Origin of the sequence: Duganella sp. 1224, assembly GCF_013408245.1 — a bacterium.
GTDB lineage: Bacteria > Pseudomonadota > Gammaproteobacteria > Burkholderiales > Burkholderiaceae_D > Rugamonas.
In genome coordinates, this window is sequence record NZ_JACBYS010000001.1 from 1,560,389 (window position 1) to 1,584,988 (window position 24,600).

At 64.3% G+C, this 24,600-nt stretch carries 19 protein-coding genes and 3 tRNA genes; 11 read left to right on the forward strand and 11 right to left on the reverse strand.

Annotated elements, in window-relative coordinates:
* The first annotated feature begins 25 nt into the window (after window positions 1–25).
* The 7 genes from FHW58_RS07010 to FHW58_RS07040 all read left to right on the forward strand — a co-directional run bounded on the left by FHW58_RS07010 (window position 26) and on the right by FHW58_RS07040 (window position 5,209).
* The gene (locus FHW58_RS07010) at window positions 26–1,417 is read left to right on the forward strand and encodes a YdiU family protein (RefSeq protein ID WP_373996667.1); all 1,392 of its coding nucleotides are present in this window, start codon (window positions 26–28) and stop codon (window positions 1,415–1,417) included.
* Between the two features lie 14 nt (window positions 1,418–1,431).
* The gene (gene msrB / locus FHW58_RS07015) at window positions 1,432–1,830 is read left to right on the forward strand and encodes a peptide-methionine (R)-S-oxide reductase MsrB (RefSeq protein WP_179672333.1); all 399 of its coding nucleotides are present in this window, start codon (window positions 1,432–1,434) and stop codon (window positions 1,828–1,830) included.
* A gap of 9 nt (window positions 1,831–1,839) precedes the next feature.
* Entirely contained in the window at window positions 1,840–2,469 is a 630-nt protein-coding gene (locus FHW58_RS07020) for a septation protein A (RefSeq protein WP_179672334.1), read from the forward strand.
* On the forward strand, window positions 2,466–2,747 hold the full coding sequence (locus tag FHW58_RS07025; protein WP_179672335.1) for a BolA family transcriptional regulator: 282 nt from the start codon (window positions 2,466–2,468) through the stop codon (window positions 2,745–2,747). The genes FHW58_RS07020 and FHW58_RS07025 overlap by 4 nt, the downstream gene beginning before the upstream one ends.
* A 73-nt stretch (window positions 2,748–2,820) precedes the next feature.
* Complete coding sequence (locus FHW58_RS07030; protein ID WP_179672336.1) at window positions 2,821–3,597, forward strand: peptidyl-prolyl cis-trans isomerase; 777 nt, start codon at window positions 2,821–2,823, stop codon at window positions 3,595–3,597.
* Between the two features lie 92 nt (window positions 3,598–3,689).
* Window positions 3,690–4,466 (forward strand): peptidylprolyl isomerase, encoded by a 777-nt coding sequence (locus FHW58_RS07035; protein WP_179672337.1) that lies wholly within the window; start codon window positions 3,690–3,692, stop codon window positions 4,464–4,466.
* Window positions 4,467–4,558: 92 nt separating this feature from the next.
* A complete protein-coding gene (locus FHW58_RS07040) occupies window positions 4,559–5,209 on the forward strand; it encodes a DNA alkylation repair protein (RefSeq protein ID WP_179672338.1) in 651 nt (216 codons plus the stop codon).
* 102 nt (window positions 5,210–5,311) lie between these two features.
* Here the strand turns inward: FHW58_RS07040 and purL are convergent, their stop codons facing one another.
* Complete coding sequence (gene purL / locus FHW58_RS07045) at window positions 5,312–9,367, reverse strand: phosphoribosylformylglycinamidine synthase (RefSeq protein WP_179672339.1); 4,056 nt, start codon at window positions 9,365–9,367, stop codon at window positions 5,312–5,314.
* A 227-nt stretch (window positions 9,368–9,594) separates the two neighbouring features.
* Between purL and FHW58_RS07050 the strand changes: the two genes are divergently transcribed.
* Window positions 9,595–11,235, forward strand: coding sequence for a tetratricopeptide repeat-containing response regulator (locus tag FHW58_RS07050; protein WP_179672340.1), 1,641 nt, complete (start codon window positions 9,595–9,597; stop codon window positions 11,233–11,235).
* Window positions 11,236–11,247: 12 nt separating this feature from the next.
* Here FHW58_RS07050 and FHW58_RS07055 read toward each other — a convergent pair whose 3' ends face one another.
* From FHW58_RS07055 to FHW58_RS07065, 3 genes are all read right to left on the reverse strand, one after another.
* Window positions 11,248–12,237: a TraB/GumN family protein gene (locus FHW58_RS07055; protein ID WP_179672341.1), complete on the reverse strand. Its 990-nt coding sequence runs from the start codon at window positions 12,235–12,237 to the stop codon at window positions 11,248–11,250.
* A 9-nt stretch (window positions 12,238–12,246) separates the two neighbouring features.
* Window positions 12,247–12,387 (reverse strand): hypothetical protein, encoded by a 141-nt coding sequence (locus tag FHW58_RS07060; protein ID WP_179671057.1) that lies wholly within the window; start codon window positions 12,385–12,387, stop codon window positions 12,247–12,249.
* A gap of 117 nt (window positions 12,388–12,504) precedes the next feature.
* Complete coding sequence (locus tag FHW58_RS07065) at window positions 12,505–16,098, reverse strand: hydantoinase B/oxoprolinase family protein (protein ID WP_179672342.1); 3,594 nt, start codon at window positions 16,096–16,098, stop codon at window positions 12,505–12,507.
* 86 nt (window positions 16,099–16,184) lie between these two features.
* Between FHW58_RS07065 and FHW58_RS07070 the strand changes: the two genes are divergently transcribed.
* A complete protein-coding gene (locus tag FHW58_RS07070; protein WP_179672343.1) occupies window positions 16,185–17,696 on the forward strand; it encodes an NAD(P)H-hydrate dehydratase in 1,512 nt (503 codons plus the stop codon).
* Window positions 17,697–17,810: 114 nt separating this feature from the next.
* Here FHW58_RS07070 and FHW58_RS07075 read toward each other — a convergent pair whose 3' ends face one another.
* Window positions 17,811–18,524 (reverse strand): ABC transporter ATP-binding protein, encoded by a 714-nt coding sequence (locus FHW58_RS07075; RefSeq protein WP_179673315.1) that lies wholly within the window; start codon window positions 18,522–18,524, stop codon window positions 17,811–17,813.
* A gap of 31 nt (window positions 18,525–18,555) precedes the next feature.
* On the opposite strand from FHW58_RS07075, the gene FHW58_RS07080 reads away from it, so the two are divergent.
* Window positions 18,556–19,194 carry an arylesterase gene (locus tag FHW58_RS07080; RefSeq protein ID WP_179672344.1) on the forward strand — a complete coding sequence of 213 codons (639 nt, stop codon included), beginning with the start codon at window positions 18,556–18,558 and terminating at the stop codon, window positions 19,192–19,194.
* A complete protein-coding gene (mnmH, locus tag FHW58_RS07085) occupies window positions 19,191–20,252 on the forward strand; it encodes a tRNA 2-selenouridine(34) synthase MnmH (RefSeq protein WP_179672345.1) in 1,062 nt (353 codons plus the stop codon). The genes FHW58_RS07080 and mnmH overlap by 4 nt, the downstream gene beginning before the upstream one ends.
* Here mnmH and yddG read toward each other — a convergent pair.
* The 6 genes from yddG to FHW58_RS07115 form a co-directional block, all read right to left on the reverse strand.
* Window positions 20,239–21,135, reverse strand: coding sequence for an aromatic amino acid DMT transporter YddG (yddG, locus tag FHW58_RS07090; RefSeq protein ID WP_179672346.1), 897 nt, complete (start codon window positions 21,133–21,135; stop codon window positions 20,239–20,241). The two genes, mnmH and yddG, sit on opposite strands and share 14 nt — an antisense overlap.
* Window positions 21,136–21,171: 36 nt before the next feature.
* Complete coding sequence (locus FHW58_RS07095; protein ID WP_179672347.1) at window positions 21,172–23,082, reverse strand: SurA N-terminal domain-containing protein; 1,911 nt, start codon at window positions 23,080–23,082, stop codon at window positions 21,172–21,174.
* Window positions 23,083–23,938: 856 nt separating this feature from the next.
* A tRNA-Asp gene (locus tag FHW58_RS07100) sits at window positions 23,939–24,015 on the reverse strand.
* A 29-nt stretch (window positions 24,016–24,044) separates the two neighbouring features.
* A tRNA-Asp gene (locus FHW58_RS07105) sits at window positions 24,045–24,121 on the reverse strand.
* A 58-nt stretch (window positions 24,122–24,179) separates the two neighbouring features.
* A tRNA-Val gene (locus FHW58_RS07110) sits at window positions 24,180–24,255 on the reverse strand.
* 49 nt (window positions 24,256–24,304) lie between these two features.
* A complete protein-coding gene (locus tag FHW58_RS07115; protein WP_179672348.1) occupies window positions 24,305–24,577 on the reverse strand; it encodes an HU family DNA-binding protein in 273 nt (90 codons plus the stop codon).
* Window positions 24,578–24,600 lie beyond the last annotated feature (23 nt).

Below are 24,600 nucleotides of genomic sequence, written 5' to 3' on the forward strand. Positions count from 1 at the left end.
GCCGCCCGCTTTTTACACCCGCCTGATGCCGACGCCGCTGCCGGCGCCCTACCTGGTCGGCGTCAGCGCGCCGGCCGCGCAGCTGATCGGACTGACGCCGGCCCAGGTCGCCGACAGCCTCGACATCCTGATCGGCAACGCCGTGCCGGAGCGCGCGCAGCCGCTGGCGGCCGTCTACTCCGGCCACCAGTTCGGCGTGTGGGCCGGCCAGCTCGGCGACGGCCGCGCCATCCTGCTGGGCGACGTCGCCACCGCCGAGGGGCCGATGGAGCTGCAATGGAAAGGCGCCGGTCTGACGCCCTACTCGCGCATGGGCGACGGCCGCGCCGTGCTGCGCTCGTCGATCCGCGAGTTCCTGTGCTCGGAAGCGATGCACGCGCTCGGCATTCCGACCTCGCGCGCGCTGGCGGTGGCCGGCTCGGACCAGGGCGTGGTGCGCGAAACCATCGAAACCTCGGCGGTCGTGGTGCGCATGGCGCCCAGCTTCGTGCGTTTCGGCTCGTTCGAACACTGGTACTACCGCAAGCAAACCGATGAACTGAAGGTGCTGGCTGACTACGTCATCGACCGCTTCTACCCGGCCCTGCGCGTAGCCAAAAATCCTTACGCCGCGCTGCTGGAGGAAGTCACGCGGCGCACCGCGCACATGATTGCGCACTGGCAGGCGGTCGGCTTCATGCATGGTGTGATGAACACCGACAATATGTCCATCCTCGGCCTGACGCTGGATTACGGCCCTTACGGCTTCATGGAAGCGTTCGACGCCGGCCACATCTGCAATCACACCGACCAGCAGGGCCGCTATTCCTACGCCAATCAGCCGCAGGTGGGCCACTGGAACTGCTACGCGCTGGCGCAGGCGCTGCTGCCACTGATCGGCGAGGTCGAGGACACCCAGGCCGCGCTCGACGTCTACCAGCCGGAATTCGCCGCCAAGGTCGATGAACTGCTGCACGCCAAGCTTGGCCTGTCGCCGCTGGACGAGCACTTCGACACCGACCGCGCGCTGCTGGACGAGCTGTTTGGCATCCTGCCGGGCGTCGACTTCACGCTGTTCTTCCGCCGCCTGAGCGGCGTGCGCGCGGCCGACGCCAGCGGCGACGAGCCGCTGCGCGACCTGTTCATCGACCGTGCCGCGTTTGACGCCTGGGCCGAGCGCTACCGCGCCCGCCTGCGCGCCGAGCACAGCGACGACGCCACCCGCGCGCTTGCGATGAATCAAGTCAACCCCAAATATGTGCTGCGCAATTACCTGGCCCAGGTGGCCATAGAAAAGGCGCAAAATAAGGACTTTTCCGAGGTGGAGCGCCTGCTGGCGGTGTTGCAGCGCCCCTACGACGAACAGCCCGAGCACGAGCAGTACGCCGCCTTGCCGCCGGACTGGGCAAGTCATCTGGAAGTTAGCTGTTCTTCTTAAGCGAGAAATAAGCCATGAGCAATAAAGTTGTCAAAACGGACGCCGAATGGCGTAACCAGCTGGACCCGATGGAATACCAGGTCACCCGCCATGCCGCCACCGAACGTGCATTTACCGGCAAGTTCTGGGATCATCATGAACATGGCACCTACACCTGCGTGTGCTGCAACACGCCGTTGTTCCGCTCCGACGCCAAGTTTGATTCCGGCTGCGGCTGGCCGAGCTACTTCGAACCCATCGATCCCGCCAACGTGATCGAGAAAGTCGACCGTTCGCATGGTATGCTGCGCACCGAAATCATTTGCGCCGTGTGCGACGCGCACCTCGGCCACGTGTTCCCGGATGGTCCGCCGCCAACCGGGCTGCGCTATTGCATCAACTCGGCGTCGTTGCGCTTCGATCCACAAGACTAATAAGACATCATGAAATTCCTGTTCGACCTGATCCCCGTCCTGCTGTTCTTCGGCTCCTACAAGCTGGCCGGCTGGAACGCCGAAGCGGCGCAGCACTTCATCAACACCCACCTGAGCGGCATGATTTCCGGCGGCTCGGTGACGGCCGAACAGTCGCCCATCGTGATCGCCACGCTGGTCGGCATCCTGGCCACGATGGCGCAGATCGGCTGGATCAAGTTGCGCGGGCGCAAGGTCGACGGAATTTTGTGGGTGTCGCTGGCCATGTTCGTCGTGTTTGGCGGCCTGACCATCTACCTGCACGACGAAGACTTCATCAAATGGAAGCTGAGCATTGTCTACTGGCTGTTCGCCGCCGCCCTGCTGGTCAGCGACCTGGTCTTCAAGAAGAACCTGATGCGCAAATCGATGGGCGAAATCATCGAATTGCCGGACCTGATCTGGACTCGTCTGAATCTGGCCTGGATCGCCTTCTTCACCTTTATGGGCGCGCTCAACTGGTATCTGGCGTTTGTGCTTTTCAAAGGCAATACCGATGCCTGGGTCAGTTTTAAAGCGTTTGGCGCCACTGCCATCATGTTTGTATTTATCGTTGCGCAGACCGTGTATTTGTCGCGTCACATCAAGGACCAGGCATGAATCAGATTCGAGATACCCGCGTGGCCCGCATCCGCGCGGCGCTGGAAACCAGGCTGGCGCCGGTCGAACTGGTGGTGGATGACGACTCGGCCGCGCATGCCGGCCACGCCGGCGCGGCCTCTGGCGGCGGGCACTACAACGTCAGAATTGTTTCGTTACAATTCGAAGGCCTTAAACTCGTCACAAGACATCGACTCGTGTATGATTCCGTGCACGATATGATGCATAAAGAAATTCATGCATTGGCCATTACCGCATTGGCGCCATCGGAAATTTGATGGTGCGCCGTGTCGGGCAGTGATTGCCGTCGGGCTTTTAAAATAACACTTTTTCCAAATACAGGAATTAATAATGACCTTCAAGCCAGCCAAGTTGCTGATTGCACTTCTCGTTATCGCTGTACCAGCTTTTGCGCAAAACGTTGCCGTCGTGAATGGCAAGGCGATCCCGACCTCGCGCGTGGACGCCGTCGTTAAGCAAGTCGTGGCCCAGGGCCAACAGCCAGATTCCCCCCAACTGCGTGAACTGATCAAGAAAGACCTGATCGGCCGCGAAGTGATGATGCAGGAAGCGGAAAAACAAGGTTACGGCAAGAAGGACGACGTCAAGGCAGCGATCGACAACGCCCGCCAGGCCATCATGATCAACGCCATGCTGGGCGACTACATCAAGAAAAACCCGGTGACTGACGCCGACATCAAGGCCGAGTACGACAAGTTTGTCGCCCAGGCTGGCGACAAGGAATACCACGTGCGCCACATCCTGCTGGCCACCGAAGCGGAAGCCAACGACGTGATCGCCAAGATCAAGGGCGGCGCCAAGTTTGAAGACCTGGCCAAACTGTCGAAAGACACCGGCTCGGCTGCCAACGGCGGCGATCTGGACTGGGCTTCGCCATCGTCGTTCCCGCCGGTGTTCTCGCAAGCCTTCGTGGCACTGCAAAAGGGCCAGGTCACCGAGAAGCCGGTGCAGACCCCGAACGGTTTCCACGTGATCAAAGTGGACGACATCCGTCCAGCCAAACTGCCGACCCTGGAAGAAGTGAAGCCGCAAATCGCGGAAGCGCTGGCCCAGAAGAAAGTGCAAGCGTATCAGGAAGAACTGGTAAAGAAAGCAAAAGTGCAGTAATGTTATGAAAGGCGGCGCCCTACGGGGCGCCGTTTTTGATTCTGCCTAGGTATGATGCACCTTCAGAGTGTAATTTTTTAAGGATTTAAATAATGATGTTGAAGCCAGCCCGTCTGATGTTAGCCCTGATCGCTGTCGCCGCCGCCCCGGCTTTCGCGCAAAATGCCGCGACCGTCAATGGCAAGGCGATTCCTGCCGCCCGCGTCGATCAAATGGTCAAGCAAGTGGTAGCCCAGGGCCAGCAGCCAGATTCGCCGCAACTGCGCGAGATGGTCAAGAAAGAACTGATCGGCCGCGAAGTGCTGCTGCAGGAGGCCGATAAACAGGGTTATGGCAAAAAGCCGGAAGTCACCGCTGCTATCGATAATGCCCGTCAAAGCATTATCATCAACGCGATGCTGGCGGATTACGTCAAGAAAAACCCGGTATCGGACGCGGAAATCAAAGCCGAATACGACAAATACAAAGCTGCCATGGGCGGCACCGAATATCACTCGCGTCATATTCTGGTCGCCACCGAACAGGAAGCCAAGGATATTATCGCCAAGCTGAAAGGCGGCGCCAAATTCGAGGAACTGGCCAAAGTATCGAAGGACGGTTCGGCCAATAATGGCGGCGATCTGGGCTGGATGACCCCAGGCAAACTGGTCAAGCCATTTGCCGACGCCATGGTGGCCCTGAAACCAGGCGAAATCACCCAGACTCCGGTAAAAACCGAATTCGGCTATCACGTGATCAAACTGGAAGAATCGCGTCCGGTCAAACTGCCGGCCCTGGAAGAAGTGAAGCCGCAGGTTGCGGAAGCGCTGCAACAGCGCAAGATCGTCGCCTACCGCGAAGAGCTGATCAAGAAAGCCAAGATCCAGTAAGCCGGATCGCTCAGCCAGAAGCGCCTGTCCGCAGGCGCTTTTTTTACGCCCATCGCAAGCCGGAAAATGGCGCGTTCGCGCCAACAACTAGCATGAATCCTGACTTCCTGACCAGCGTGAGCGCCGCCCTCGCCTCCGCTGCCGAACCCGGCCGTGCGCCGGCCATGCGCGCCTACCTGCGCGACCAGTTCCCGTTCCTGGGCGTGGGCACACCGCAGCGCCGCGCCGCCTGCAAGCCGCTGCTGAACAGCGTACGCGCCGATGCCCTGCTCGACCACGCGCACGCGCTATGGCAACTACCGGAACGGGAATATCAATATGTTGCGCTGGATTTACTCGCGCTGCACTGGAAACAGCTGCCGGCCACGGATATTCCCGCGCTGCTGGAATTAATCCAGCATAAACCATGGTGGGACACGGTGGACGCGATGGCCGGCATTATCGGCAAAGTATTACGCGGCCAGCACGATTACATGGACGCCGCGCTAAATGACGGCCATATGTGGATACGCCGCATCGCCTTAATACACCAATTAGGCTGGAAAGATAAAACCGACACGCAGCGTCTCTTTAATTATTGCCGCGCGCTGGCGCACGAAAAAGAATTCTTCATTCAAAAAGCCATCGGCTGGGCATTAAGAGATTATGCGCGCCACGATCCCGAGGCGATACGTCTATTCACCCAAAAAGAAAAAGAGCGGCTCGCGCCGCTCTCCTTCCGTGAGGCAAATAAACACCTCTAAAACTCCGGGGTCAGGTCCTCCATTTCTACACGGCCTCAACCGCGTCGCGGTTGAGGCCGTGTAGAAATGGAGGACCTGACCCCGGATTTGACCCCGGATTAATTAGCCCACGAATTTGCGGGCGTTACGGAACATGCGCATCCAGGGCGACTCCTCGCCCCACGCTGCCGGCGCCCACGAGTGCTGGACGGTGCGGAATACGCGCTCGGCGTGCGGCATCATCACGGTGAAGCGGCCGTCCGGCGTGGTCACCGACGTCAAGCCTTGCGGCGAGCCGTTCGGGTTGTACGGGTAGGCTTCGGTCGCGGCGCCGCGGTTGTCGACGAAGCGCATCGCGTGCACGGCTTCGGCAATGTTGCCGGTCTGCGAGAAGTCGGCGTAGCCTTCGCCGTGGGCGATGGCGATCGGCGTCTGCGTGCCGGCCATGCCGCTGAAGAAGATCGACGGCGAATCCAGCACTTCCACCATGGCGAAGCGGGCCTCGAATTTTTCCGATTTGTTGGTGGTGAACTTCGGCCACGCGTGCGCGCCCGGGATCAGCGGCTTCAGGTTGCTCATCATCTGGCAGCCATTGCAAACGCCCAGGCCGAAGGTGTCGGTGCGGGCGAAGAACTTGGCAAACTGATCAGACAGCGCGTTGTTGAACAGGATGGTCTTGGCCCAGCCTTCGCCGGCGCCCAGCACGTCGCCGTACGAGAAGCCGCCCACGGCGATGATGCCCTGGAAATCGTCCAGCTTGGCGCGGCCCGAGATCAGGTCGCTCATGTGGACGTCGATCGCGGCAAAACCGGCCTGGTGCATGACGTAGGCGGTTTCGATGTGCGAGTTGACGCCCTGCTCGCGCAGGATGGCCACGCGCGGCCGCACGCCGGCGGCCAGGAATGGCGCCGCCACGTTCTCGCTGAGGTCGAAGGTGATCTTCGGCGTGATGCCGGGATCCTGTTCATCCAGCAGGCGGTCGTATTCGGCGTCGGCGCAGGCTGGATTGTCGCGCAGGCGGGCGATACGCCAGCTGGTTTCGCTCCACAGGCGGTGCAGCTGGGCGCGCGGCTTGGTGTAGATGATCTTGGCGTCGCGGGTGAATTCGATCACGCCACGGTTGTTCGGCTTGCCGATGATGTGGCTGCAGGCGCCCAGGTTGAACGAGCGCAGCACGTCCATGACCAGTGATTTCTCGTCGGCGCGCACCTGGATCACCGCGCCCAGTTCTTCCGAGAACAGCGCGCGCAGCGTCTGTTCGTTGCGGCGCTCGGCAATTTGCGTCGCCCAGTTCTTGGCGTCACCCTGGTCGGCGCCGTGCCCCTCTTCCAGCGTCAGGATGTCGAGGTTGATCGACAGGCCGGCGCGGCCGGCGAAGGCCATTTCGGTCAGCGTGCCGTACAGGCCGCCGTCCGAACGGTCGTGGTAGGCCAGCAGCTTGCCGTCCGCGTTCAGTTGCTGGATGGCGGCGAACAGCGCTTTCACATCTTCCGGATGGTCCACATCCGGCACGGTGTTGCCCAGTTGGCCCATGACTTGCGCCAGCGCCGAGGCGCCCAGGCGGTTCTTGCCGCGGCCCAGGTCGATCAGGATGATGGCGGTGTCGCCGGCATCCATGCGGATTTGCGGCGTCAGCGCTTTGCGCACGTCGTACACCGGCGCGAACGACGACACGATCAGCGACACCGGCGACAGCACGGCCTTGGCCTCGTCGCCGTCTTTCCAGGTGGTGCGCATCGACAGCGAGTCCTTGCCGACCGGGATGGAAATGCCCAGCGCCGGGCACAGCTCCATGCCGACCGCCTTGACGGTGTCGTACAGCGCGGCGTCCTGGCCAGGCTGGCCGCAGGCCGCCATCCAGTTGGCCGACAGCTTGATGTCTTCGATCGAGCGGATCGGCGCGGCGGCGATGTTCAGCACGGCTTCGGCCACCGCCATGCGGCCCGACGCGGCGGCGTCGATCACGGCCACCGGCGTGCGTTCGCCCATGGCCATGGCTTCGCCCTGGTAGCCTGCAAAGCTCATCGCGGTCACGGCGCAGTCCGCCACCGGCACCTGCCATGGGCCGACCATCTGGTCGCGCACCGACATGCCGCCCACGGTGCGGTCGCCGATGGTGATCAGGAAGGATTTGTCGCCGACGGTCGGCAGCAGCAGCACGCGCTTGGCGGCTTCGTCCAGATCCATGCCGGTCAGGTCGATGGCCGGGAAGTTGTTGTGCACGTGGTGCACGTCGCGCTGCATCTTGGGCGGTTTGCCCAGCAGGACTTCCATCGGCATGTCGACCGGGTTGTTGCCCAGGTCCGGATCGACCAGCTTCAGCTGGCGTTCCTCGGTGGCCACGCCCACTACAGCGAACAGGCTGCGCTCGCGTTCGCAGATGGCCTGGAACACCGGCAGGTCGTCCGGCGCAATCGCCAGCACGTAGCGTTCCTGCGATTCGTTGGACCAGATTTCCTTTGGCGCCATGCCGCTTTCTTCCAGCGGAATCTTGCGCAGGTCGAAGATCGCGCCGCGCTTGGCGTCGTTGGTGATTTCCGGGAAGGCGTTCGACAGGCCACCGGCGCCGACGTCGTGGATCGAGATGATCGGGTTCTTCGGCCCCAGCTGCCAGCAGGCGTTGATCACTTCCTGCGCGCGGCGTTCCATTTCCGGGTTGCCGCGCTGGACCGAGTCGAAGTCCAGGTCGGCGGTGTTGGTGCCGGTCGCCATCGACGACGCGGCCGAGCCGCCCATGCCGATGCGCATGCCGGGGCCGCCCAGCTGCACCAGCAGGCTGCCGACCGGGATGTCGTTCTTGTGCGTGTGCTGCGACGAGATGTTGCCGATGCCGCCGGCAATCATGATCGGCTTGTGGTAGCCGTACACGGTGTCGTGCGCGCCGGCGAATTGCTTGCCGACGTTCTGTTCGTAGGTACGGAAGTAACCGCCCAGCACCGGACGGCCGAATTCGTTGCTGAAGGCGGCGCCGCCCAGCGGGCCGTCGATCATGATCTGCAGCGGCGAGGCGATGCGTTCCGGCTTGCCGTACGGCGTGCCGGTGTCGCGGTAGTCGCCGTCCTTGACCGGCGCGGTCACGACCGCGTCGCTCTCCCACGGACGCACGGCGCCCGGCAGCAGCAGGTTGGACACGGTGAAGCCGGTCAGGCCCGCCTTCGGCTTGGCGCCGCGGCCGGTCGCGCCCTCGTCGCGGATTTCACCGCCGGCGCCGGTCGAGGCGCCCGGGAACGGCGAAATCGCGGTCGGGTGGTTGTGGGTTTCCACCTTCATCAGCGTGTGGGTCAGTTCGGTGACCGGCGCGTATTCGTTGCTGCCGGCCTGCGGGAAGAAGCGCATCACTTCCGCGCCTTCCATGATCGACGAGTTGTCGCTGTAGGCCACCACCGTGCCCTTCGGCTGCAACTGGTGGGTGTTCTTGATCATGCCGAACAGCGATTTGGGCTGGGCGACGCCGTCGATGGTCCAGTCGGCGTTGAAGATCTTGTGACGGCAGTGCTCGGAGTTGGCCTGCGCGAACATCATCAGTTCGACGTCGGTCGGGTTGCGGCCGGCCTTGGTGAAGGCGGCGTCCAGGTATTCCACCTCATCTTCCGACATGGCCAGGCCGAGGTCGGTATTCGCCTTGTCCAGCGCGGCCTTGCCGCTGCCGATCACGTCCACGCTTTCCAGCGGACGCGCTTCCAGTTCGCGGAACAGGCCGGCCGCCTCGTCGGCCGAGCGCAGCACCGATTCCGTCATGCGGTCGTGCAGCAGCGCCACCACGGCCTGCAGCTCGTCGTCGCTGAGCTTTTTCGGCGCGCCGATCGAGCTGCCCAGGATGCCGGTCTTCAGGTTGATGCGATACGCCACGCCGCGCTCCACGCGCTTGATGTGCACCATGCCGCAATTGTGGACGATGTCGGTGGCCTTGGAGGCCCACGGCGAAATCGTGCCGAAACGCGGGATCACGAAGAATTCCTCGGCATGGCCCTCGGTGTTGTCGGCCTGCTTGGGCTCGCCGTAGGTCAGCAAGCCCTGCAGGTGCTGCGTGTCGTCGGCCGACAGCGGCGCGCCGGCGTCGACGAAGTGGACATAGTGCGCCTGGACGGCGGCGACGGAAGGCAGCACCGCTTGCAGTTGGTTCAACAGGCGTTGGCTACGGAATGCGGACAGGGCGTTAGAGCCCGGCAGAATCAGCATGGTTGGAAGATAGTTGATGCAGCTGGGCTGCGGTTTAAAGGGAGATGGGGCACTAGATACGGGTCTTGCGAGATTTTCCTTTGCCGACATTATACCCGCTATCAGCGTTGCCATATAGTGGCAGTGCCGTGCAAAAGCTGCCACGGAAGCAACATTTTGCGCCGAAAATCCGCTATTTTCATTTGCCTTGGAGTATGCTGAGCGAATCTTAGCGTGGATGTGGAAGAATGGCAGAATATAGCGACTTGTCAGTGCTGATCGTGGACCCCAATCCGGGGATGCGCGGCAACCTGCACAATATGCTCAGCCAGGCATCGATCAGCAAGATTGATTACGCGGTCAGTTCCGGCACGGCAATCCGCCAGTTGACCAAGAAACCGTTCGACATCATCTTGTGCGAGTACGACCTGGGCAACGGCAGCGGCGAGGCCAACGGACAGGATGGCCAGCAACTGCTGGAAGACCTGCGCCATCACAAGCTGATCACGCCGTGGACCATCTTCATCATGCTGACCTCGGAGGGCGAATACGGCAAGGTGATCGGCGCCGCCGAGCTGACGCCGACCGACTACGTGCTCAAGCCGTTCACGGTGGACGCCCTGCTGCAGCGCATCCAGCGCGCGGTGGACCGGCGCGCGCTGTTCTTGCCGATCTATCAACTGGTTGAGATGGGCAATATCCGCAAGGCCATCACCGAGGCCAAGGCGGCCGAGGAGAAGCATCCGCGCTACGCCATCGACTTCGCGCGCCTGCGGGCCGAGCTGCTGTCGTCCATCGACGATCTGGCCGAGGCGGAATCGGTCTACCTGTGGATCCTGATGACGCGCCCGATCGCCTGGGCGCACCTGGGCCTGGCGCGCTGCCGCCACGGGCTGGAAAAATATACCGAGGCACAGGAAACCCTGTCGGCGCTGCTGGAGCAGAATCCGCGTTACATGGCCGCCTACGACCTGCTGGCGCGCTGCCACGAGTCGCTGGGCCAGCAGGAGGCCGCCAAGAAAATCCTGGAGGACGCGGTGGCGATCTCGCCGCACATGGTGCGCCGCCTGCGCCACCTGGGCGAGGTGGCGTTTGAAACCGGCGACGTCAGCGCCGCCGAGAAGGCGTTCAAGCAGGTGGTCACCAAGGCCAAGTATTCCGAGTTCCGCGATCCCGAGGACCACGTCAAGCTGGTCAAGACGCTGGTGAAGAAAGGCGACGCCCACCAGGCCAGCGGCGTGCTGCGCGACATGGAGCGCTCGCTGCGCAGCGGCCCCAACGTGGACGTGTGCCGCGCCATCGCCGCCGGCATGGTGCAGCAGATGAACGGCAACCTGACCGCCGCCGCCGCCGAACTGACCAACGCCGTCAACGCCGTGGCCGGCAGCCGGGGGCTGTCGACCAGCCTCAAGGTCGGCCTGGTGCACAGCTGCCTGGACGTCAAGCTGGACCAGCAGGCGGCCGACCTCATGCTGAACCTGATGAACGACACCGACAGCGGCGTGTCGATGGACGACGCGGTGGCGGTATTCGAAAAAGCCGGCCGCCACGACCTGGCGCAAGGCATGGGCGAGCAGATCAAGATTCAGGTGGACGAGCTCATCGCCCACGCCAGCGAGCAGCGCTCGCACGGCGATTTGCGCGCGGCGGTCGACACGCTGAACGCCGGCCTGCGCAAGGCGCCGGGCAATATGGCGCTGCTGCCCGCAGCCGCCTCGGCCATTCTCAAGCAGCTGGACGATCTGGGCTGGGAGGCGCCGCTGGCCGAACAATGCGCCTTCCTGCTGGAGCGCATGCGCCGGCTGGACCCGACGCATCCGTCACTGGAGGCGCTGACGGCGCAGTATCACCACACCCAGCGCAAGTACGGTATTTCCGCCGTGGCATGAACCCTGCCGCTGTCAGTCAGGCGCTACCACATCGTAGCCCTTGGCTTTCAGCGCGGTCAGATAGCTGTCCGCGCCGATGATGTCGGACAGCCGCAGCATGGCAAAGCTGGTGTTGTTGGCGCTGAGCGCGTTTTCGGCCGACTTCAGCCACAACGCCTTCTTGCGCTCCTGGATGTTCTGCCAGCCCGGACGGTTCTTGATGAATTCCGCGTTGCGCATGGCGTCGCCGCAAGCGCTTTCCTGATCGGGATAGTGCAATTTCTGTATCGCCTCCAGGTCGCCCTTGGACCAGGCATTGGCGCGCACCCGCATCGCATCCAGATCGCTTTCCAGCCGCGCCAGCGTGCGGCTGAAGCATTCGGTGTCCGCCAGCTGCGACTTCTTGAAATCGCTGACGATGGCCGAGGCGTCATCCATCGGCAGCTCGATGCTGGTGGACGTGACCTTGATCTTGCGCTCCTTGACGATGGCGTCGATCTTCTTGCCCACTTCGTTCCCGCTGGACAGCCCCGACTGCTTGAGGCCGGCACTGAACAAGGCATCGGCCACAAAGATCGGCCGCTCGCGCTCGATGCCGCTATCCTGGCCGATGTACTTGGCCTTGAGCGGCTGCCAGCGGGCGTAGACATCGGCCGGCAGCACATCCTGCAAGCTGGCGCCGTCCGGATTCTTCTTCAGGCCGATCAGGCTGGGCAGCAGCGTCAGCCCGCGCCAGAAGCCGACGCCGGCATGGGCCATCGGCGGCGACAGGTATTCCTGCGACTGCGCCAGCACCGCTTCCACCTGCTGCGAACGCCACTCCATCTTCACCGGCAGCGGCGAATAGCTGCCGAACACCCACAACACATGGTCGCCCTTGCTGACTTTCCACAGGCCCGGGCCGGGGCGCTGACCGACCAGCAGCACGGTGTCCGGTTCAGGGGGCGGCGCCTCCTGCTGTTGCGCCTGCGCGGCGCTCAGTGGCAGAAGCAGGCAGAAGGTGGGCAGCAGGCGTTTGAGCATAGGATCCGATCAGAAGGCGATTAAACCATTGGCAAGGCAATGGCTGATGAAATACCACGAGACGAAATACAAACCGCACAGCAGGAAGGCGGACACGATGGCGGCACGCGGCGAGCTGCGCGACTGCAAAATCCTCCATAGTGTACGCATGATGGCCTCCTACCTGTCTAAAATTCAACTTTACGTTGCCAGGCAGGCGGCCGCCAAGCCCCGATTGGGAGGTGGCGCCATACGATGCCGGGGGTATCGTCTGATCGGCTGATCGGGTTAGCGCTGGCCGTAACCGCCACCGCCAGGCGTCTCGATGACGAACACGTCATCCGGCTGCATGTCGGTCTTGCCGATGTGGCCCAGCAGCTCGACGCGGCCGTCGGCGCGCAGCACGCTGTTGCGCCCCAGCGCGCCCGGCCCGCCGCCAGCCATGCCGAACGGCGCGTGGATGCGGTTGTTGGACAGGATGGCCGCCGTCATCGGCTCCAGGAAGCGCACCTTGCGCACACCGCCATCGCCGCCGCGCCAGCGCCCCGCCCCGCCGCTGCCGGCGCGGATCTCGTAGCTGTCCAGCCGCACCGGGAAGCGGAATTCCAGGATTTCGGGATCGGTCAGGCGCGAGTTGGTCATATTGGTCTGCACCACCGAGGTGCCATCGAAACCCTCGCCGGCGCCGGAGCCGCCGCTGATGGTTTCGTAATACTGGTATTTCGCGTTGCCGAAGGTGAAGTTGTTCATCGTGCCCTGCGCCGCCGCCATCACGCCCAGCGCGCCGTACAGCGCGTTGGTGATGCAGGTCGACGTTTCCACGTTGCCCGACACGACCGACGCCGGATAGTGCGGATTGAGCATCGAGCCGGGCGGGATGATCACCTTGAGCGGCTTGAGGCAGCCGGCGTTCAGCGGAATCTCGTCGTCCACCAGCGTGCGGAACACGTACAGCACCGCCGCCATGCACACCGCCGATGGCGCGTTGAAGTTGTTGTCCAGCTGCGGCGAGGTGCCGGCAAAGTCGATCTCCGCGCTGCGCGCGGCCTGGTCCACGCGCACCGACACCTGGATCTGCGCGCCGTTATCCAGCGGCAGGGTGAACGCGCCGTCCTTCAAGGCGCTGATCACGCGGCGCACCGCCTCCTCGGCGTTGTCCTGCACGTGGCCCATGTAGGCCTGGACCACGTCCAGCCCGAAATGTGCCACCATCTTGTGCAGCTCGTCCACGCCTTTCTGGTTGGCGGCGATCTGCGCGCGCAGGTCGGCCAGGTTCTGGTCCGGATTGCGCGCCGGGTAGCGGGCGCCGGCCAGCAAGGCGCGGGTTTCCGCTTCGCGCAGCTGGCCGCCGTCCACCAGCTTGAAGTTATTAATCAACACGCCCTCTTCCTCGATCACGCGCGAATCCGGCGGCATCGAGCCGGGCGTGGTGCCGCCGATGTCCGCGTGGTGGCCGCGCGAGCCGACGTAAAACAGGATGGTGGTGCCGGTGGCGTCAAACACCGGGCTGATCACGGTGACGTCCGGCAGGTGCGTGCCGCCGTTGTACGGATCGTTGAGCATGTAGACATCGCCCGCGCGCATGCGGCCGGCGTTCTCGCGCATCACGGTCTTGATGCTCTCGCCCATGGAGCCGAGGTGCACCGGCATGTGCGGCGCGTTGGCGATCAGGTTGCCGTCGGCGTCAAAGATGGCGCAGCTGAAGTCCAGCCGCTCCTTGATGTTGACCGAATACGCGGTATTCTGCAGCCGCAACCCCATTTGCTCAGCGATCGACATGAACAGGTTGTTGAAGATCTCCAGCATCACCGGATCGGCCGTGGTGCCGATGGCGCGCCGCTCGGGCAGCGCCGCCACCCGCTTCAGCACCAGGTGGTCGTGCAGCGTGACCTCCGCCTGCCAGCCCGCCTCCACGATGGTGGTGGCGTTGGCCTCGGCGATGATGGCAGGACCCTTGACGATATCGCCAATGCGCGTGGCCGAGCGCTGGAACAGATTGGTCTGGCGCCATTTGCCGCCGGTGTACATCGGCACCACCGCGTGCGGCATCAGGCCGGACACGCGGCGCGGCGCCGGCTCCACCGTCTCCTGCGGCGCGTCCGACTTGCCGATGGCCTCCACCGACACTGCCTCCACGATCAGCGCGCGCGCTTGCATCAGGAAGGAATAGCGCTTGCGGTAGGCGGCCTCGAACTGCTGACGCATCGAGGCCACCGTATCGAACAGCACGATCAGCGCGGTGTCCGTGCCCTCGTAGCGCAGATGCACGCGGCGGACCAGCGCGATGCGCGCATCGTCCACCTGCTGGTGATGCAGGTCGGCGCGCGCCTGGCGGCCCAGCGCATGCAGGCGCGCTTCCAGGTCGGCGTGCGCCTCCTCGGTCAGACGTGTTTCGACGGCGGCCTCGCGCATCGCCGTCTGGTCGGCCAGTCCCATGCCGTAGGCCGACATCACGCCGGCCAGCGAGTGGACGAAGACCGTCTTCATGCCCAGCGCGTCGGCCACCAGGCAGGCGTGCTGGCCGCCGGCGCCGCCGAAACTGGTCAGCGCGTATTCGGTCACGTCGTGGCCGCGCTGGACGGAAATCTGCTTGATGGCGTTGGCCATGTTGCCCACGGCGATATCGAGGAAGCCTTCGGCCACCTGCTCCGGCGTGGTGGCGCTGCCGGTGGCGGCGGCGATGTCCTTGGCCATGTCGCTGAAGCGCTCGCGCACCGTGGCCGCGTCCAGCGGCTGCTTGCCGTCCGCGCCGAACAGCTGCGGGAAGTGATGCGGCTGGATTTTGCCCAGCATGACGTTACAGTCGGTGACCGCCAGCGGGCCGCCGCGCCGGTAGCTGGCCGGGCCGGGATTGGCGCCGGCGCTGTCCGGGCCCACGCGATAACGGCTGCCGTCGAAATGCAGGATCGAGCCGCCGCCCGCCGCCACCGTGTGGATGCTCATCATCGGCGCGCGCATGCGCACACCGGCCACCTGGGTCTCGAACACGCGCTCGAATTCGCCCGAGTAGTGGGACACGTCGGTGGAGGTGCCGCCCATGTCGAAGCCGATCACCTTGTCGAAGCCCGCCAGCTTGGACGCGCGCACCATGCCGACGATGCCGCCGGCCGGGCCGCTCAGGATCGAGTCCTTGCCCTGGAAGGCGCGGGCGTCGGTCAGGCCGCCGTTGGACTGCATGAACTGCAGGTTCACGCCCGGCAGCTCGCCAGCCACCTGGTCGACGTAGCGGCGCAGGATGGGCGACAGATAGGCGTCCACCACCGTCGTGTCGCCGCGCGCCACCAGTTTCATCATCGGGCTGATCTCGTGCGACACCGATACCTGCGTGAAGCCCATTTCGCGCGCCATCTCTGCCACGCGCGTTTCATGCGCGTGGTAGCGGTAGCCGTGCATGAACACCACCGCCAGCGAGCGCAAGCCCTGCTCGTAGGCCTGCGCCAGGCCGGCGCGCGCAGCTTCCAGGTCCAGCTTGGTCACCGTGTCGCCATGGGCGCCGATGCGCTCATCGATTTCGATGACGTGGCTGTACAGGAGTTCCGGCAGCAGGATGCGGCGGTCGAACAGGCGCGGACGGTTCTGGTAGGCGATGCGCAGCGCGTCGCGGAAGCCGCGCGTGATGGCCAGCGCGGTCGGCTCGCCCTTGCGCTCCAGCAGCGCATTGGTGGCCACCGTGGTGCCCATCTTGACGGCGCCGATCTGCGCCACCGGAATCGGCTTGCCCTTGGCCACGCCCATCAGCTGGCGAATGCCGGCAATGGCGGCATCGGCATACTGCTCGGGATTCTCGGACAGCAGCTTGAGCGTACGCAGCCGGCCGTCGGGCGCGCGCGCCACGATGTCGGTGAACGTGCCGCCGCGGTCTATCCAGAATTGCCAATCCATGCCTGCCTCGCTAAGCTGTGAAGCACGTATTGTAGTGCCGCCGCCGCGCCCGCGCACACACAAAATATCGATGCTAAAATGACACGATGAATCCACTCTACACCGTCGCCGACATCCGCGCGATCGAACGCGCCGCCGCCGCCACGCTCCCGCCTGGCGCCCTGATGCAACGCGCCGGCCAGGCCGGCGCCAACGCCGCGCTCGACCTGCTGCCCTTGTCCACCGGCCAGGCCAGGGTGCTGGTGCTGGCCGGTCCCGGCGACAACGGCGGCGACGCGCTGGAAGCGGCGGCCCATCTGTCCTTCACCGGCGCGCAGGTCACGCTGATCCATTTCGCGCCGGAGGACGACAGCAAGTCCTCGCCCGAGCGCCAGGCCGCGCTGCGGCGCGCCAAGGCCAGCGACGCCCGCTTCCGCGCGCTGGAAGACGCGCAGCTCGGCGGCACGGAATGGCACCTGGTGGTGGACGGCCTGTTCGGCATCGGCCTGAAACGGCCGATCAGCGGCGCACTGCGCTCGCTGGTGGAGACGGTCAACCAGCTGCGCTGCAGCGTGCTGGCGCTGGACGTGCCCAGCGGGCTGGATGCCGACACCGGCGCCGTGGTCGGGCCGGACGGCGTGGCGGTGCGGGCCACGCACACCATCACCTTCATCGGCAACAAGCCCGGGCTGCACACCTGCGATGGCCGCGACTACGCCGGCCTGGTCGATGTGTCACGGCTGGAGATCGACGCCAGCCACTACGCGCCGGCGGCGCTGCACCTGAACGATGTCAAATTCTTCGCCCGCCATTTACGGGCGCGCCGGCACAACTCGCACAAGGGCAGCTACGGCAACGTGGCGGTGATCGGCGGCGCGCGCGGCATGAGCGGCGCGCCGGTCCTGGCCGCGCGCACGGCGCTCAACAGCGGCGCCGGCCGCGTCTACGCGCTGTTCGTGGAAGACCCGCTGCCGTGCGATCCCGGCCAGCCGGAACTGATGTGCCGCGCCGCCGATGGCTACGACATGGCGCAGGCCACGCTGGTGATCGGCCCCGGCCTGGGCGGCTCGGCCGCCGCGCACGCGCTGCTGTCGCGCGCCATCGCCAGCGCCAGCCCGCTGCTGGCCGACGCCGACGCCCTCAATCTGCTGGCCGGCGACCACGCACTGCAAGCCGCGTTGGCCGCGCGCGGCGCACCGACGGTGCTGACGCCGCATCCGCTGGAAGCCGCGCGCCTGCTCGACAGCGGCATCGCCGCCGTGCAGGCCGACCGGCTGACCGCCGCGCACACGCTGGCGCGCCGGCTGAACGCCATCGTGGTGCTGAAAGGCTCGGGCACGGTGATCGCCGCGCCGGACGGCCAGGCCGTGATCAACACCACCGGCAACCCGGCGCTGGCCACAGCCGGCACCGGCGACGTGCTGGCAGGCCTGTGCGGCGCGCTGCTGGCGCAAGGCTGGCCGCACTGGGAGGCGGCGCTGGCGGCGGTCTGGCTGCACGGCATGGCGGCCGACGTGCTGGTCACCGAGGGCTGCGGCCCGATCGGGCTGACCGCGGCCGAACTGATTCCCGCCATCCGCACCGCGCTGAACCGCATGGTTCAGCACCACGGCCGCTGACCCCGCGGCCGAAACCACCGTCATACCGGCGAAAGCCGGTATCCATAGTGCGCCTGTGCTGCCAACTCAGCATGGGTTCCGGCGTTCGCCGGAACGACGGGGGCAGCGCCGCCCTTACACCAGCCGCCCGGCGGCAATGGTGATGGTGCGGCCGCAGCGGGCGGCCATGGCCTGGTCGTGCGTGACCAGCACCAGCGTCGAACCGTGTTGGCGGTTCAGCTCGAACATCAGCTGAATCACCGCCTCGCCGGTGGCGGCGTCCAGGCTGCCGGTGGGCTCGTCGGCGAACAGCAGCGGCGGCTCGGTGACGAAGGCGCGCGCCAGCGCCACCCGCTGCTGCTCGCCGCCGGACAGGTACTTGGGATAATGCTTGAGCCGGCTCGACAGGCCGACCCGCGCCAGCATCGCCTCCGCCTTCTCGCGCGCGCCGGCCACGCCGGCCAGTTCCAGCGGCAGCATGACGTTTTCCAGCGCCGTCAGATGCGCCAGCAACTGGAACGACTGAAACACGAAACCCAGCTTTTCCTTGCGCAGCGCGGCGCGGCCATCCTCATCCAGCGCGTAAATGTCGATGCCGTCCAGCACCACTTTGCCGGCGCTGGGTGTGTCCAGGCCGGCCAGCAGACCGAGCAACGTGGACTTGCCGGAGCCCGAAGCGCCGACAATCGCCAACGTCTCGGCCTTTTGCACGGTAAAATCCACCTCGTGCAGGATCGTCAGTTCGCCAGCGGCGTCGGCGACCCGCTTGGCCAGGCCGCTGACGGCGATGGCTGGCTGCACGCCAGCCGCCGTTACCGGCACGCTGGCCAACGCCGGACCGTCCGGCATGAAATGAGTGGACGCTTTAGGAAAATCAGGCATGCTGAATATAATTAATCGTTTATCTGGGAAGGCGCTGGCCGCCCTGCTCCTGCTGTCGGCAGCGGCGAGCGCCTATTCTGCACCAAAAACCGTGCTTGTGCTCGGGGATAGTCTGTCTGCCGAGTACGGTTTGTCGCGCGGCACCGGCTGGGTCGCGCTGGCCGAGCAAAAACTTAAGCAGAACAATATCGACGCGGTGGTCGTCAACGCCAGCGTCAGCGGCGAAACCACCAGCGGCGGCCGCTCGCGCCTGCAGGCACTGCTGACCAAGTACAAGCCCGACCTGGTGGTCATCGAACTCGGCGCCAACGATGGCTTGCGCGGCCTGCCGGTGCCGGCCGCCGAGGCCAATCTGCGCGCCATGAGCGACGCCGCCGCCAAGGCTGACGCCAAGGTGATGTTGATCGGCATGCGCATGCCGCCCAACTACGGCCGCGACTACGCCGACAAGTTCTTCGCCATGTATGGCGCGCTGAGCAAGGACATCAAGGCGCCGCTGGTGCCGTTCATGCTCGACGGCGTGGCCGACAAGCCGCAGCTGTTCCAGCCGGACCGGCTGCACCCGCTGGCCGAGGCGCATCCGATTATCCTGGCCAATATCTGGCCCACATTACAAAAAACCATCAAGGCAAAATGAAGTATCCGGAAGTATTAAGCATCGATCAGGTGCTGGCCCAGCTCGACACCTACGACGCGATCATCGATGCCCGCAGCCCCTGCGAGTTCGCGCTCGACCACCTGCCCGGCGCCATCAACGCGCCGGTGCTGGACGACGAGCAGCGCATCCGCGTCGGCACCCTGTACAAGCAAGTGGGGGCGTTTGAAGCAAAGAAGCTCGGCGCCGCGCTGGTGGCGAAAAACATCGCGCGGCACATTGAGGAGTCATGGATGGAGCAGCCGCGCGAGTGGCGTCCGCTGGTGTACTGCTGGCGCGGCGGCAACCGCAGCGGCTCGATGGCGCACATCCTGGCCAAGATCGGCTGGCCGGTGGTGCAGCTGGAGGGCGGCTACAAGGCCTTCCGCCAGCAGGTGAACGCGGCGTTGGAGCAGGCGCCGGCGCTGCGCTTCAAGGTGGTGTGCGGCACCACCGGCAGCGGCAAGAGCCGCCTGCTGGAGGTGCTGCACGCGCAAGGCGCGCAGGTGCTGGACCTGGAACAACTGGCGCAGCATCGCGGCTCGGTGCTGGGCCACCTGCCCAGCCAGCCGCAGCCGAGCCAGAAGGCGTTCGAGACGCTGGTGTGGGACGCGCTGCGCCGCTTCGATCCGGCGCGGCCGGTGTTTGTGGAGGCGGAGAGCAAGAAGGTCGGCAATCTGCGCGTGCCGGCAGCGCTGATGGACACCATGCGCGCCTCCGATTGCATCGCCTTGACCCTGTCGCGCGCCAACCGCGTGCGCCTGCTGATGGAGGATTACCAGCATTTCACCGCCGATCCGGCCTCGCTCAACGCCCAACTGGAGCACCTGACGCAGCTGCACGGCCGCGACAAGATCGCCCGCTGGCACGCGATGTCCGACGCCGGCGAGATGCCGGCGCTGGTCGAGGAACTGCTGGCCGACCATTACGATCCGGCCTACCTGCGCTCCATCGACCGCAACTTTACGCGCTACGGCGAGGCGCTGCCGCTGGCGCTGGACGACATCAGCGAGGAAGCGTTTGCGGCGGCGGCGCGCCACCTGACCGCTACTTGCGTGTAGCCCACCAGCAGCATAGCGAGCCCGCCGTGACCATGGCGGCGCCCTGCCAGAACGCGGCGCTCAGCGTCGCGCGCAGCATGGCCGCGCTACAGGCGGCCGACAACACCGGCGACGCATACGAGATGGCAGCCAGCAAGGCCAGGTTGCCGTGGGCGAGCGCGCGGTTCCAGCTGGCATAGCCCAACGCCATCACGGCGGCGGCCGCGCCCAGCAGGCCGGCGGCGGCCCAGGCCGACGGCACCGAGGCGACGGTCGCGGTCAACGCCGCGCCGCCCAATGCATATTTCACCCACAGCGCGATGCTGGTCAGCACGAAGAACGGCACAATCGCATCCGTGCCCTGCGCCAGCGGCTTGGCCGCGCAGCAATAAACTGACCACAACAGCGCGCCGCCGGCGGCCAGTCCGTAACTCCAGGGGTTGCGCGCCGCGTTGGCCGCCATGTGCGCGAGCGACCAGCCATCGCCGCCGTTGAGTATCCACGCCACGCCCAGCAGCGACAGCAGCAGTCCCGGAGCCAGCCATGGCGTGGCGCGCTGGCGGCCACTCAGCACCATCAGCAGCACGGTCAGGCACGGCCACAGATAATTCAGCAGCGCCACTTCGATGGCCTGGGTGCGGTCGCGCGCGAGGCCGAGCGCCAGGGCCAGCGCCACCTCGTAGCCGGCAAACAGCGCGCCGCCGATCAGCAGATAACGGCGCGGATACTGGCGCAGCGGCGTCCAGCCGCGCAACGCCACCAGCATCACCGACGCCAGCGTGTAAATCAGCGCCGCCCCGGTCACCGCGCCGACCGCTTCGCTGCACAGGCGGATCAGCGACGGCGCCGCGCTCCACAAGCCGATGGCCGCCAGGCCGAACAAGGTTCCTCTGGTCTGCGTCATATGTGAAAAGGGCCGCTGGTCGCGGCCCTTGCTGGATTACTTGACTTCAGTCACGGTGGTTGTCGTGATCGGCTTCAGGATCTTGACCTTGGCCTTTTGCTTCAGCAGTTCGATGTAGCTCGCCATCTCCTGCTGCGCCACCACATTGCCGATCTGCTCGGCTTGTGCCTTGCGCTGCGCCTCATCCTGCTGCGCCGGCTGTTGCACCTTGCCGATGCGGTACAGGCCGTAGCCCATGCCCGGCACGTCCACACCCACGTAGGCTGGCAGCTTGGTGGTGTCGGCCTTCATGATGGCTTGCATGGCCAGGCCGTTGATGCCTTCCGGCTTGGAGCGCGACACCAGCTTGGCGGCGCCGAAACCGGTGGCATCGCCCGACTTCTTGAAGGCGGCCAGTTTCTCTTCGCCGGCCTTGGCGGCCAGTTTGGCGGCTTCTTCCATGGTCACGCGCTGACGGATCTGGGCGTCGACTTCCGCCAGCGGACGCTTGCTGGCCGGCTTGAATTCGACGATGCGGCCCGACACCAGCGTGTTCGGCGCGGTTTCCACCGCTTCGGTATTGCGCTTGGTGCTGATCGAGTCGTTGGAGAACAGCGCGGTCAGGAACTTGGCGTTGTTGTACGCGGCGGTGCCAGCGACCGGCGACGGCGTACGCGACACATTGCTTGCGGTTTCAATCTTCAGGCCCAGCTTGTCGGCCACCGGCTTCAGGCTGTCCGATTGCTCGTAGACGGTGTTGGTGAAGGCTTCCGCCATTTCCGAATACTTCTTGGCGGCCTTCTGCTTCTTCAGCAGCTCGGCAACGTCGTTCTTGACGGTGTCCAGCGGCTTGACCACGGCTGGCTTCAGTTCGGTCACGGTCAGGATGTGGAAGCCGAAGTCCGACTGCACCAGGTCGCTGATCTCGCCCTGCTTGAGCTTGGCGATAGCGTTTTCCACCGGCGCCACCAGCGTGCCTTTTTCGACCACGCCCAGGTCGCCGCCCTGCTCTGCCGAGCCCGGGTCTTCCGACTTGGCCTTGGCGACCTTGGCGAAATCGGCCGGGTTCTTGCGCACCTCGGCCAGGATGGCTTCCGCCTTGGCCTTGGCGGCGGCGGTGTCGGCGGCGCTGGCGCCCTTCTTGACGGCGATCAGGATGTGGCTGGCGCGGCGGGTTTCCGGCGTGGTGAACTGGGCCTGGTTCTTGGTGTAGTAGTCCGACACTTCGGCGTCGGTCACGCTGACCTGGGCGGCGACGGCGTCGTTGTTCAGCACCACGTATTCGATTTTGGCTTGCTCGGGCACTTCGAAGAACTTGCTGTTCTTGTCGTAGTAGGCTTTCACCATCTCGTCGGTGACTTTAACCTGCGGCACGAAGTCGGTTACCGGCAGCAGCAGCTCCTGCACTTCGCGCTCCTGGGCGGCGATGTCCGACAGCTGCCTGGACACGGTGCGCGGCGCGAAGCCGGTGCCTTCCACGGCCACAGCCAGCTGCTGCAACGCCATGTCCTGGCGCATGCGGGCGTCGTTCTGCTCGGGACGAATGCCTTGCGCGGCCAGGACGGCGATGTACTGCTCCTTGTTGAAGCCGGCTGGGCCGCCGAACATGTCCATGATGGCTTTCTGCAGCTGGTCGTCGCTGACGCTCAGGTGGCTGTGCGCCACTTCAGCAGCGATGGCGCGCTGGGCGATCAGCTGATCGAGTATGTTTTGCTTGAACTCGGGCGTGTCGAACATTTTCTGGTCGAACTGCGCGCCCAGGCGCTGGCGGTAATTGTCCAGCTGATTGCGCACGGCGTTGTCGAACTCTTGCTGGGTCAGCGGCTTGCCGTCGATTTTGGCGATGGTGTTGGCATCATCGCCAAAGCTCTTGTAGCTGCCGATGCCGACGAATGCAAACGATGGCACGATGATGATGGCCAGGAAGATTTGCATCAAACGCTGGTGGGTACGAATAAATTCAAACATGGTCTGCCGATTCGGATGGTGATTACTAGCACATACAAAAAAGGCGAACTCGCGTTCGCCAATTCTCTTTTTTATTCAATGACTTGCACTGCAAAGTGAAGCCGGAGTATGCCGAAAAATTCAGTATCGCACGATTCTACAGAAGCACAGTAGGCTTAGCAAGCATTCGCTTGCCACTTTGACAGCGCACGATTGCGCAAAGCTTTGTCAGGGCTGCAAACCGCAGAGTGGCGACTGCCCGTGCCTCCCCAGCGCTTTCAACCCGGCGCTGTCACTTTTTACATCGGCAGGAGCGGGTCGGCGACGGGCAGTACCAGAATAGCGGTAGCCGCCAGGCTGCGGCGGAGACGAAAGATAGACCAGTCGACAGCAGGAGTGGATCAATCCACGAAAACGCACTACGACTGGTGCTAGCAGGATAGCATCCGCCCCTGGCCCAGACCAATATAGTCTCTTTTCCAACTTGACCGAGGAGACCGGGGCCTCCGGGAAGTCAAACGGCCAATGTAAACCGCATAGCCCTGGCGCTCGGGATAGCCATAGCTACCGCCATTCACCAGTACGCCCCCTGCCGATCGCCTCCGTGGTCAGCTGTTGATCGGCGACACGATGAATATTTAAGCGCCCTCCACCTGTGTTGGTTGACACCAACAGAACGCTGCCAATTCGCAGGAGTGAAACGGCACGGGGTTGTCGCACCACCAAGCCATGTCCGTTCCGCGGGTCGGCCCAATAGCGGATCGACCAGGCGCACGATTCGTTTATTTAGGAAGAATTTAAATGTCAGCTTATTTTCAGCTTCGGAAAAAGAAAAACCCCGCAGCTTTATTTAAAAAGCTGCGGGGTATCTTGTCCTTGGCGGAGCGGACGGGGCTCGAACCCGCGACCCCCGGCGTGACAGGCCGGTATTCTAACCAACTGAACTACCGCTCCTAGTTGGGTACTACATGCTTAATATTAGTTGGCGGAGCGGACGGGGCTCGAACCCGCGACCCCCGGCGTGACAGGCCGGTATTCTAACCAACTGAACTACCGCTCCAGCTGAATATCAAGGTGCTACATACTACATTAAAACTTAATTTCTGGCAAATGTTTTTTGGTGGGCGGTGAGAGGCTCGAACTCCCGACCTAAGCCTTGTAAGGGCTCCGCTCTACCAACTGAGCTAACCGCCCATTTGCCCAATGAGCAGCTGTAATTACCACTGCTGCTCACCGAAGTCCGTTAGTTTACAGCATCTTTCAACGCTTTACCAGCTTTAAATTTAGGAACTTTCGCTGCGTCGATGGTGATCTCTTCTTTGGTGCGCGGGTTGCGGCCGGTGCGGGCGGCGCGCTCGCTCACCGAGAAGGTACCAAAGCCAACCAGGGTCACGCTGTCGTTCTTTTGCAGGCTGGTGGTCACGCCGTCGATCACAGCGTCCAGCGCGCGGGCAGCAGCCGCTTTCGAAATATCGGCGGTGGTGGCGATATGGTCGATCAATTCAGTCTTATTCAAAGCAATTCCCCGTCACAAAGGTT